The organism is Gemmatimonas sp. UBA7669, from assembly GCF_002483225.1.
Lineage (GTDB): Bacteria > Gemmatimonadota > Gemmatimonadetes > Gemmatimonadales > Gemmatimonadaceae > Gemmatimonas.
In genome coordinates this window covers 1-10,543 of sequence record NZ_DLHL01000038.1, presented here as the reverse complement: position 1 = coordinate 10,543, position 10,543 = coordinate 1, and the positions used below count along the sequence as shown (strand labels likewise).

The 10,543-nt window shown below is 64.7% G+C and carries 8 protein-coding genes; 6 read left to right on the top strand and 2 right to left on the bottom strand.

What is annotated here, in order from left to right:
• Nucleotides 1-163: 163 nt before the first annotated feature.
• Complete coding sequence (locus tag B2747_RS10625) at nt 164-1,057, top strand: hypothetical protein (protein ID WP_291160248.1); 894 nt, start codon at nt 164-166, stop codon at nt 1,055-1,057.
• 24 nt (nt 1,058-1,081) lie between these two features.
• On the opposite strand, the gene B2747_RS10620 is transcribed toward B2747_RS10625, so the two are convergent.
• Nucleotides 1,082-2,227, bottom strand: a complete 1,146-nt coding sequence (locus B2747_RS10620) for a sensor histidine kinase (RefSeq protein ID WP_291160246.1) — start codon at nt 2,225-2,227, stop codon at nt 1,082-1,084.
• 244 nt (nt 2,228-2,471) lie between these two features.
• Here B2747_RS10620 and B2747_RS10615 point away from each other — a divergent pair, with 244 nt between their 5' ends.
• The 5 genes from B2747_RS10615 (at nt 2,472) to B2747_RS10595 (ending at nt 7,709) form a co-directional block, all read left to right on the top strand.
• A complete protein-coding gene (locus B2747_RS10615) occupies nt 2,472-3,320 on the top strand; it encodes a LytR/AlgR family response regulator transcription factor (protein WP_291160244.1) in 849 nt (282 codons plus the stop codon).
• Nucleotides 3,321-3,372: 52 nt separating this feature from the next.
• Nucleotides 3,373-4,350, top strand: a complete 978-nt coding sequence (locus B2747_RS10610) for an alpha/beta hydrolase (protein ID WP_291160241.1) — start codon at nt 3,373-3,375, stop codon at nt 4,348-4,350.
• Nucleotides 4,351-4,435: 85 nt separating this feature from the next.
• A complete protein-coding gene (locus tag B2747_RS10605) occupies nt 4,436-4,723 on the top strand; it encodes a hypothetical protein (RefSeq protein ID WP_291160238.1) in 288 nt (95 codons plus the stop codon).
• 121 nt (nt 4,724-4,844) lie between these two features.
• Nucleotides 4,845-6,644, top strand: a complete 1,800-nt coding sequence (locus B2747_RS10600) for a hypothetical protein (RefSeq protein ID WP_291160236.1) — start codon at nt 4,845-4,847, stop codon at nt 6,642-6,644.
• A 78-nt stretch (nt 6,645-6,722) separates the two neighbouring features.
• The gene (locus B2747_RS10595; protein ID WP_291160234.1) at nt 6,723-7,709 is read left to right on the top strand and encodes a deoxyhypusine synthase family protein; all 987 of its coding nucleotides are present in this window, start codon (nt 6,723-6,725) and stop codon (nt 7,707-7,709) included.
• Between the two features lie 102 nt (nt 7,710-7,811).
• On the opposite strand, the gene B2747_RS10590 is transcribed toward B2747_RS10595, so the two are convergent.
• Nucleotides 7,812-9,005 (bottom strand): hypothetical protein, encoded by a 1,194-nt coding sequence (locus B2747_RS10590; RefSeq protein ID WP_291160233.1) that lies wholly within the window; start codon nt 9,003-9,005, stop codon nt 7,812-7,814.
• Nucleotides 9,006-10,543: the final 1,538 nt, after the last annotated feature.

Sequence of the window (10,543 nt, the reverse complement as noted above, 5' to 3'; positions counted from 1 at the left end):
CCGGCTTTCTCAGCACCCTGCTAAAGACCAAGGTGAATCTTCACGAGGGCGGGCGACGTGATGTGACACCAGTGGGACGAAGCGAAGTATGCAGGTCAGACCGCCGCGCTGCACGCTCAGGGCGCCGTGGTGCACGAATAGACACGATACCCCAGAGGTTCTCATGCTGTTACCACGTCAGATCATGCGTCGCCTGTTCCTGGCTCTTCTGTGGGGCTTTTCGGGCTCGGCCACGGTTGGTTGCGCCAGTACCGGCGCCACGTTTCGGAGTGGGGTAGGGGACGCCTATCTGGAGCGCGCGCCCTGGGTGGCTGGACGCCCGGTGCCGAGCGATCGCGGCAGCCTGCTGGTGCTGCCGGTACAGTGGCAGGCATCGCTCACGCAGCCGGTGTTCATGGACCCGGACACGGCCGCGGGCTCGCCGCTGGCGGCGCTGCGTGACTCGGTGCAGCAGGCCCTCTGCCGCGCGAAACTGGGGCCGAGCGGCACGGCGCTGCGCGCGCGCGGCATGGTGCCACCGGACGTGGCCTTCGGTTGTGCGCTGATTCTCGACGAGTGTGATCCGCAGTACGCCGGTCAGCCGCTTGGCCGCCATGGGCTGCGCTACCGCCTGGCGGTAGGTCGTCCGTCTGAGGACTGGCGGGTGGGGTTGCGTGAGCAGATGGCGGCCGCCGGCGCCACCCATGCCCTGTTGCTGACGCTGGAGCTGGCACCCTGGCCGGTGCAGCAGCGCGGCCTGCGGGGCACCAAGGTCGTGCCGCTGGGTGTGGGGTACGACATGGAGCTGCCGTGGCTCACCTCGCTCGAGACCCCGGTGCAGGTGCTGCAGCTCACCGCCGTGGTGGTCGATCGCGACGGGCAGGCCGTACGTATTGCCGCCGAGGGCTTGCAGGCCAAGCGCACATCGCTGGCACTCAGCGCCATCGGCGCCGAAGCCCTGCTGCAGGACCGGGACGTGGCCGCCGTGCTTGAGGCCCGTCGCCACGAACTCGACGGCCACCCCTTCGTGTGGCAGGTGGCAACACAGCAGGTGCTGACGTCGCTCGGCCTGCGCTGACCTCAGCCCTCGATCAGCCCTCGATCAGCCCTCGATGGGCAGGCGGATTTCCACGCGGCAGCCGCCGGTGGTGAGATTGCTCATGCGGAAGGCGTAGCGATCGCCGTAGAGCATGGCCAGTCGCGAGCGCGTGTTGGTGAGTCCGATGCCCAACCCGTCCACCGAGGGCACGGCCGCCAGAAAGCGGCCGCTGGTGGTGAGCAAACCATTCAGGCCTCTGCCGTTGTCTTCCACCACGATTTCGAGGCTGTCTCGATTGCGGCCGAGGCGGACCTCGATGGCCTGATCCTGGTGACCCGGTGCCAATCCGTGCTTGAGGGCGTTCTCGACGAGCGGTTGCAGCAGAAAACTCGGAATCATGAGGTCCACAACCGAGGGATCGACACTGATGTCGGCGTCGAGTCCCGAGCCGTAGCGCACGCGCGCGATCTGCAGATAGAGCTCGACCAACTCGATTTCCTGCCACACCGGAATGAGCGACTGGCCCGCACTGCGCAGCGACAGCCGCAGCAGGTCGGCCACGCGCGTGAGGGTGCGCTGCGCCTCGCGCACGTCCATCTCCATGAGCTCGGCCACCGAGTTGAGCGCGTTGAAGAGAAAGTGCGGGTTGAGCTGCATGCGCAGCGCTTCGAGCTGCGTGCGGGCAAGTTTCTGTTCGAGCTCGGTGGCCGCCCGGTCACGCTCGCGGTAGCGCCGCACGAACTCGACCATGTAGGCGGCGCCCAGAATGGCCCAATAGAGCACCACCTGGATGTCGAGGTGGTTGACCACGGCCACGCGAAGCGCATAGCGATAGCTGGTGACCTGCCCGATGGCGCCGAACAGGTGATCCAGCCAGGCAATGGTGAGCACATTGGCCGCGCAGACCACGGCCGTGGCGGCCAGGTGCAGCGACAACCAGGGCATGAGCCGCGCCGTATCGAGCTTCACGCGGTCCACCAGCGTGAGGATGACCTGCGACCAGAGGCCCCAGATCATCCAGGCCGTGCCCTGCCAGAGCAGCGCGGTCCCCATGTCGTAGTGGGTGCCCGAGGCGTCCCCCACGAAGGCGAACTGAAGGGCGGAGAGGCCGGCCGGCACCACCCAAACCGCGGCAAACAGCACACGGGTGAGGCGGCGCAGCCGCTGCCCTTCGTCGGCAATGGTCAGGGGAGGTGACGGAGCAACCATTCGGTCGGGTAGTGGTACGGAGTGCAGGGGTCAGCTGGTCCGGGACGGTCTGGGAAGTTCTGGAACCTGGCCCCGAAAGGCTACGTAGGATGCATGATGCACGGGGGGGACCACCCGTGCCACCCAGACGGGACCGGACGCAACCGCATCCGGGCCCGCCCGGTTCGAAGCTCATCGAGGCGCTCATCCTCCCGGCGCCGCCCCACGAGAGCTCCGACCGGAATCAGGGAGGGGAGAAGTGCGTGTGCGAGTCCTGATCGTGGATGACGAGGCGCTGGCGCGGCAACGCGTGCGCCGTCTGCTGCAGAACGAGGCCGACGTGGAAGTCGTCGGCGAAGCGGAAACCGGTCGTGAGGCGGTGGCGATGATTCGCGAACTGCAGCCCGATCTGGTGTGTCTCGATGTGCAGATGCCGGGCCTCGATGGCTTCGGGGTGCTGGAAGAGCTCGACGGTGGTCCCGTCCCCATGGTGCTGTTCATCACGGCCTACGACGAGCACGCCCAGCGGGCGTTCGATGTGCATGCCGTGGACTATGTGCTCAAGCCCGTGGATGCCGACCGTTTCCGCGCGGCCTTCGACAAGGCGCGCAAGCAGCGCGCGAATGCGGTGGCCGCCGAGCGTCTCGGCGAGTTGCTGGAGACGGTGCGCCGATTGGCCGATGGCAGCGCCGCCTCGGCCGGAGCGGCCGATCTGGCCGCCGGTCTCGCGGCGGGCGCCGCGGCCGGCAGTGCGGCTGCCGTGCCAGGCGCCGGCAACGGCCGCTACGCGAGCCGCATTCTGGTCAAGCAGGATGGCCGCATGTTCTTCGTGAAGACCACGGAGATCGACTGGATTGAAGCCGATCGCAACTATGTGCGCCTGCACGTGGGCAAGACGGCACACACCATCCGCGAGCGCATCAGCCATCTCGAGGAAACACTCGATCCGCGGCTGTTCGCGCGCATTCATCGCTCCACCATCGTGAACCTCAACCGCGTGCGCGAGATGCAGCAGTGGTTCTCGGGCGACTACGTGGTCATCCTCGAAGACGGCACACGTCTGCGTCTGTCGCGTCACTACCGCGACCGGGTGGAGAAGCAGGTCGGCGTCTGATAGACGTCTGATCGGCGTGGCCTCCTGCGCCTGATGCGCGTATGGTTCTCGCATGTCTGAGGTGATGCACGCTTCCGCGGCCAGCTGGCGCGCCCATGTGGCGCACTGGCTGGTCGCGGCGCGCATGCGCCCCCACGCGCACAAGCCCATCGATCCGCTGTGGGTGCGGCGGCAGATGGGACGCCCACGCTTTGTCCGGCGCGCCATGGCCCGTGCCACCGGTGCGGACTATGCCATCGTTCCCGCCGAGGGGTCGTGGCCGGGTGGCGAGCACGTGTGGGCCGCGTCACGCAGCGACGTCGCGCCTGACATCGTGCGTCCCACGCTGCTGTACCTGCACGGCGGCGGATTCATTGCCTGCTCACCGGAAACGCATCGTTCGCTGGTGGGTGCGTTGGTGCAGCGTTTGGGTGGTGAGGCCTGGGTGCCCGCGTATCGTCTCGCGCCGGAGCACCAACATGCCGACGCGCTTGCGGATGCCCTGGGCGCGTATCGCATGCTCATTGAGCACAAGGGCGTGTTGCCATCGCGTCTGGTGGTGGCCGGTGATTCCGCGGGCGGCGGCCTCGCGCTGTCGCTCGTGCTGGCACTGCGAAACGCCCGATTGCCGCGGCCCGCCGCCGTGGTGACCTTCTGCCCCTGGGCCGATCTCTCGGCCAGTGGCCCATCGCTCGAAGAAAACTCGGCGCGCTGCTCCATGTTTGCCGCCGACACCATTCGGCGCGCGGCGCAGCTCGTCGTGGGCAACGCCGATGCGCGCGATCCGTTGCTCTCGCCGGTGTTCGGCGACTATCACGACTTTCCGCCGCTGCTGTTGCACGCGTCCACGCACGAGGTGCTGCGTGATGATGCCGTGCGCGTGGCGGAGCGTGCACGCGCCGCCGGGGTGCCCGTGCACCTGCGTTTGTGGCCGCGCGTGCCACACGTGTGGCAGTTCATGTCGGGCGTCCTGCCGGAAGCGCAGCAGTCCGTCAACGAGGCGGTGCAGTTCATGACGGCGCAGGTTTCGCGCGAGTCGCGTGCCACATGATTGCCACAACGGAACACGCGCGCCCTCGTGCGTGACGATTCGTGACGCGACCGTCCACAAGGCGTCTCCCGGCAAACGCATATCCATGGCCGACGACATCTTTCCTCCGTATCGCCCACCCGACTGGTACCCGCTGCAACGGGCGTTGTCGGTCGTGTTCGGTGCGGCCGCGGTGGATGCCACGGCGTCGTTCTGGTTCATCGGCTACGAGAGCGGGCCGGTGGATGTCGGAGAACTGCGTTTGTACGAGCACAGCGGCACGCGGCGTCGCATTGCGCTCGATCGCACGGGCGCAGCCTATCGATGGCACGACGAGGCCAAGGCCTACGTGCGCGTTGATGACGAGATGGCGCTGATCCAGACTCTGGTCTGAGACGCAGGCTGCGGCGAAGGTCACGCCATGTGCCGCTGGTCACCGCGGCGGACAGGCCGGGCGCAGACCGTCACAGCCCGGGCACTCCAGTTACAGCGCCGTGCGGCCGATACTCCCCCGCATGTCCATAGACCGCAGCTCAGGGGTTGCCGGCGCCGGCGCCCGGCCCCTGCCACCCACGCCCGGCGTGCGTCCGGTCACGCCGGGGACGGCGCTGGCACCGGTGGCGCCCGTTGCGCCGCGCAGCGGTGGGCTGGGGGAAGCGCTGCTTGGCCGCAGCGGCGTGTCACTGGGCGACCTGCTGCTCGCCGACGACGAGCTGACGCCCAGGCAGCAGGCCTCGGTGGTGGCCGTGGAGATGGGACTCGAGCGGGCCCGCGGTGCCCTGGTGCGACAGGATCCGGGCGAGGCACTGGCCGCGCTCGATGATATCTGGCACCCCGAGCAGGCCAGCGAAGAGGGTTGGTATCTGCGCGCCGGCGCCCTCACGGCGCTCGGGCTGCCCGGCGAGGGGGACCGCATTGCCGGCGACGGCCTGCTGCGCCGTCCCGAATCGCGCGCACTGCGATTTGTGCAGTCGCTGGCCCGTGTGTTGACCGGTGATGTGTCCGGGGCCCGGCAGGTACTGAACGAGGCGCTGGAGCGCACACCGGAAGATCCGGTGCTGCTGGCGCAGCAGGCCGTGCTGCTGGCGCGGCAGGGACATCGCAGTGACGCCCGCGAGGTGCTGCAGCGCCTGCAGGTGCACCATCTGCAACATCCCGCCACCGACTGGGCGCGGCGCATGGTGCGCAGTGTGGAGGCGGATGGCACACGTCGGCAGGTGCGGGAGTTCACGGACGTATTGGACGAAGTGTTTCCGTCCGACGTGCCCGATGAGGTTGTTGGCGCGAGTGACACGGCGCCCCTGCGTGCGACAGACGTGGCGTCTTCAGGCCGCGCGCTCGATGATGCGTTCATGCAACTGGGGCGCAGTCTCGTACGGAGCGACAGGCCGTCGCTGGACGCCTTGTTGCGCCCGCTGATTGTAGCCTGCTCCGCAGGCGGACATCTCGCACGCTCGGCACCGGCCGAGCAGGTGCACGCCGCGCGCAGCCTGTTGGGTGTGTTGCTCGAACAACCGCTTGATACCGGAAGCGAGGCGTCGTCGCTGCGCCGCGTGCTGCGTCCGTTGTTGCAGCCGCTGCTGCAGCAGCCAGTGCAGCCGCCAATGCAATCCAGTTCGCAAGCAACGGTGCTGTCGGCATCGAACCTGCTCGTGAATCTGCAGGCCCCACTGCGTCGTGTGGCACCGTCGTTGCCGCCCAATGTGCGCCCGCTGGTGGAAGCCATGGTGACCGGAGCACTCGAGACCGCCATTCCGGTAGATCGCAGCACACCGCGCGCGAACGAGCCCATTCGCAGCGTGAGCGGTGGATACGAAGCGGTCCTGCACGAGGAGCGCGATTTACGCGCGCCGCTGCTGCCGGTGCGACTTGGTCTCTCGCTGCTCGAAGAAACCGCGAGTGGCCGGGCGAGCGACAGGGCGCGCGAGGGTGAACGCGGCGCCGCTGATGTGGCGGGCACGCGGAATTCGGGTGCCTCGCCCGTGGTGCCCGACCCCTGGCGTGCGGGAGCTGTGCGTGTGACGGAGGGCGGACGCCCTGGCCTCACACCCGATCGCCAGCTCACGCCGGTGTCGGTGCCGGGCGCCGAGCTGCGCGGAGAAGGCTGGGGCAGTGTGCAGGCGGCCCAGCAGGCAGGCGCCGAGCGCGGGCCGGACGCGCAGGAGCGCAGCGGGCGTCAGGTGGGCCTGGCGGCCGTGCTGCTGGTGGGTGGCGCCATCGTGGCGGTGTCGCAGGGGGCCACCATTCTGGCGGTGGCGCTGGGTCTGGGCGCCGCGTGGGTGGGGGTACGGCGCGGCGGGGGCCGGTCCCATTAGATTTCAGGGCTGCGCCTGACGCGGCAGGGGTTGCCGCGCTTCAGCGGGCGCGTGGTTGGCTTCGACCCTGATTCTGACATGGCCCAGACCACTTCCGCGCCGGTTTCGGCGTTTCTCCGTCATCACTATCGGCACTTCAATGCCGCGGCTCTGATCGACGCGGCCGACGGGTATATCCGCCACCTCGACCAGGGTGGCAAGATGATGGTCACGCTGGCCGGTGCCATGAGCACGGCCGAACTCGGGCTGTCATTGGCCGAGATGATCCGGCAGGACAAGGTGCACGCCATCACCTGCACGGGCGCGAACCTTGAGGAGGACATCTACAACCTCGTCGCGCACGATCACTACGAGCGCGTGCCCAACTACCGCGACCTGACGCCGCAGGATGAGCAGCGCCTGCTGGAGAAGCACTTCAATCGGGTGACCGACACCTGCATCCCCGAGGCCGAGGCCATTCGTCGTATCGAGAAGGCCATTCTCGACGAGTGGACGCGTGCGGACCAGGCGGGTGAGCGGTACTTCCCGCACGAGTTCATGTACCGCATTCTGCTGAGCGGCGCGCTGGAGCAGTACTACCAGATCGATCCGAAGAACTCGTGGATGCTGGCCGCGGCGCAGAAGAACCTGCCCATCATCGTGCCGGGCTGGGAAGACTCCACGACGGGCAACATCTTTGCCTCGCACGTCATCGATGGCAACATCAAGAACGTGCACACGGTGCGCAGCGGCATCGAGTACATGATCTATCTGGCCGATCTGTACACGAACGTCACCAAGGAGGCCTCGCTGGGCTTCTTCCAGATCGGTGGCGGCATTGCGGGCGACTTCCCCATCTGCGTCGTGCCCATGTTGCATCAGGACCTGCAGCGCACCGAGGTGCCGCTGTGGGGCTACTTCTGCCAGATCAGCGACTCCACCACGTCGTACGGTTCGTACTCGGGTGCGGTGCCGAACGAGAAGATCACCTGGGGCAAGCTGGGCATCGAGACGCCCAAGTACATCATCGAGTCGGACGCCAGCATTGTGGCGCCGCTGGTGTTTGCGCTGGTGTTGGGGCAGTAACCCGGTGAGGCGACGGTCAGCAGTGAGTGGAGGACCTCCTATTCGACTCCACTCGCTGTGACCCGCTGAACCAAGCGAAACTGGCGCGTGTGAAGCGCCTCTTTATCTTGTCAGCGTCGCCGTCTCCAAGGTGTGCTCACCGTCGTCCTTCTTTCGAAGGGCGATGATTCGTTGACCTTGCAATGCGCGAATGTGCAACTGGGAAGAAACTCTGAGGTGCCCAAGCAATGCACCCCTTGCCGAATACCATGTGTAGGTCACGCTGTCTCCCAGCCAATCATTGCCCCGGATCAGCACGGCGCCGTCGTTGTCCACAACAACATGAGTGGCAGGGGTTTGGGTCTTGGGTACGTACAAGTGGGTCATGTAGTCACTCTTACGTACGGGGGCTGCCCCGGCCGAACGCGCTGCATCAGTGAGGTCGGCAAACTCTCGATCAATGGCTTGCTGAGCCGACTTTGCAGAGAACGCTTCGCGCGCAATACCAAGCTGTGTGCGCCACACGAGCCTGGTGCTTCGCGTGAGATTCCAAACCGCGAGGGAGTCGCCGTTTCGACCGAGTTCTTCCGCTTGTGTTACTACCACGAGCTGCTGGCCATTCGGACTGACCGCGAATAGCGATCGGTCAGTGAAGGGCTGATCGCGGACGACAGTTCTCCGCGGGCCTTGCTGTACTATTCGATGACTGGAGTTGAGAACGTGCAATGATGCGATGGGCTTGGCCTTCTCCGGCGGCAAGGTTCCCAGCACAAAGAGGGGGACCCAACGCACCGCCCGATTGGCCATAATGCGCTTGTCGCCTCCCCCAGGTACCAGCACCGTGCCATGACTGTTGATGGCGACTGGTGTGCCGAGATCCCATCCGTCCTCGGTACCCCCGCTCCAGTTTGTCGAGCGAACAAGCCGCAGTGTTTCACTTGAGAAAAAGCTGAAGCGCCTCAGCGACACGTCATAAACCCAGATGGTATCTCCGATTGCGCCGGCAAATGCAGGCATGCGGAACTCGCCTGGGCCCGACCCTTCGCGACCAATCTGCCTGGAGCGTCCCTGGCCGTCTGCAATCCACACTTTCGGAACCAGTGCGTCAAAAAACAGCACTCGGCCTCCTGGAAGTTGGACAACCTTGGCCCACTGCACGTCCACGGGAAGTCGACCGTCGCGATCTTCAAACAAGACCTTTCTGTCGACCAATCGCAGTGCTAGAAATCTGGAATTCTGATCCTCGTTTGTGACCGAAAAAGAAGATATGACGCCGAAAGAAAGAACGGTGCAGGCGCACGTAGCAAGAATATTCATTGCTTTGGTGTGTTGGTTGGCGGCGGGTGGGAGGAGATAGCCTGTTACCTAAAGGACGAGGACTCCTGGCGCTCCCTCGGCTAACTCGATGTTCGATGTGCCGACTACGGCTAGCACTCCGCTACACGTACGCTGAGACGTCTCAGCGTACATGACCGGGATGCCCTCCACAATGACGGATCCGGCCAAAGTTAGCCCTTCCGGGGCTTCGGGTTCACACCCGCTTCCTTCACAGCAGCCGCCGAGGTCGCAACCGAAAAGCGGCGTCCATCTACAGGAGCTGTGCGAGTTGGCATACGGACCATACTTGCAGTGATCCGGTATCCCCTCCGCTGAGCCGCAGACAGCGCATTGAGCCTGCAGCTTGGTTGGAAAAGAGAGAAACTGGGCTGCCAGAAGTGCAGCCACAAGAATTGCGATGGACTTCATCTTCGACTCCTTGAAAATGTTGGTTCGTTTCCCTCCCCCCACCGCCAACTCATAACCACTAGCTCACCTCCACCATTCGGTCGGGTACCGATCAGAAGTCGTCTTGGCACTGACGAGGCCGCGGGGAGAAATCCATCAGCTGTTTCCCTTGTAATGACCGGGGAGCAATCCTGATCAAATCTCGCTATTCGTCGCCTTGCGGAGCGCAGGTCGGCAAGCCCGACCAAGAAACCGCGGTCCAATGGCACAACAGCTGATACTTTCCACTTGGGTACGAAGTTTTGGCGTAGAGAGTTGGCCTCTTGTAGTGACGATGAATGTCGACTTTGAGCCGCGCCGTCGGTTCGCAGGCACCAAACGTGAAGTGAGTCGTTTGCACCAGCAATCCACACATCTTTCTCACGAATGGCGATTGACAAGGGAGCTATGTCGTTAGTAAAGCTGCTGTCGCCCAGAGTAATGGGGACCTCGTTCCAGTCATGAAGGTCCCAGTGCGTCGTCGCAAGCTTGAAATTAGATGGGCCTTCCGAAAGCAAGAGCGAAACGAGGGAGTCCCTCTGGAAGACTGCACGAAGACGCTGCTTTACGGCTCTGGTGCCAACAATTGATTCTCCTCGCACCGACTCCAATAAGCCGCCTGCTGCCCGGAGAAACGTAGCAGATTTCCTCGTGGGTTGCATCGCGATCGTTCGAGAGTCCTTCGGGTTCTTTAGTGAGGAAACCGATGAGATGGTGCCTTTCTCATCGACAACAAAACCGACTGAGTCCGGTCTCCAGATAGCAATCCGCGCTTCGCTATCGATTGCCGCGCCCGTCAAGACTCCAAGTTGAGCAACACTCACGTTGGATAGTGGACTCAGCTCAAGCCGGGAGGACGACTGAGGATTCTCAGTGCAGCTTTGCGCGGCCAGGATAAGGGGCAGGAGCAGAACCACTTCTGGGCCGCGATACCCGAGCGCTCTTCCCTCTTGCGTCCAGATAGACATGATCGAACCTCACTTTCAGTTGGCAGATTGTACACTCACTGCAAAAAGACGGCATGAGCTACGTGCGTCAAGCGAACCAAAGTGTAACGTCGTCTTGACCACTAAGGAATCTCTGATTAAGTA

What these genes read in the sequence shown, in the direction of transcription:
- B2747_RS10595 (WP_291160234.1), top strand. Translation starts at nt 6,723, where the DNA reads ATGGCCCAGACCACTTCCGCGCCGGTTTCGGCGTTTCTCCGTCATCAC.
- B2747_RS10620 (WP_291160246.1), bottom strand. Translation starts at nt 2,227, where the DNA reads ATGGTTGCTCCGTCACCTCCCCTGACCATTGCCGACGAAGGGCAGCGG.
- B2747_RS10625 (WP_291160248.1), top strand. Translation starts at nt 164, where the DNA reads ATGCTGTTACCACGTCAGATCATGCGTCGCCTGTTCCTGGCTCTTCTG.
- B2747_RS10605 (WP_291160238.1), top strand. Translation starts at nt 4,436, where the DNA reads ATGGCCGACGACATCTTTCCTCCGTATCGCCCACCCGACTGGTACCCG.
- B2747_RS10590 (WP_291160233.1), bottom strand. Translation starts at nt 9,005, where the DNA reads ATGAATATTCTTGCTACGTGCGCCTGCACCGTTCTTTCTTTCGGCGTC.
- B2747_RS10610 (WP_291160241.1), top strand. Translation starts at nt 3,373, where the DNA reads ATGTCTGAGGTGATGCACGCTTCCGCGGCCAGCTGGCGCGCCCATGTG.
- B2747_RS10600 (WP_291160236.1), top strand. Translation starts at nt 4,845, where the DNA reads ATGTCCATAGACCGCAGCTCAGGGGTTGCCGGCGCCGGCGCCCGGCCC.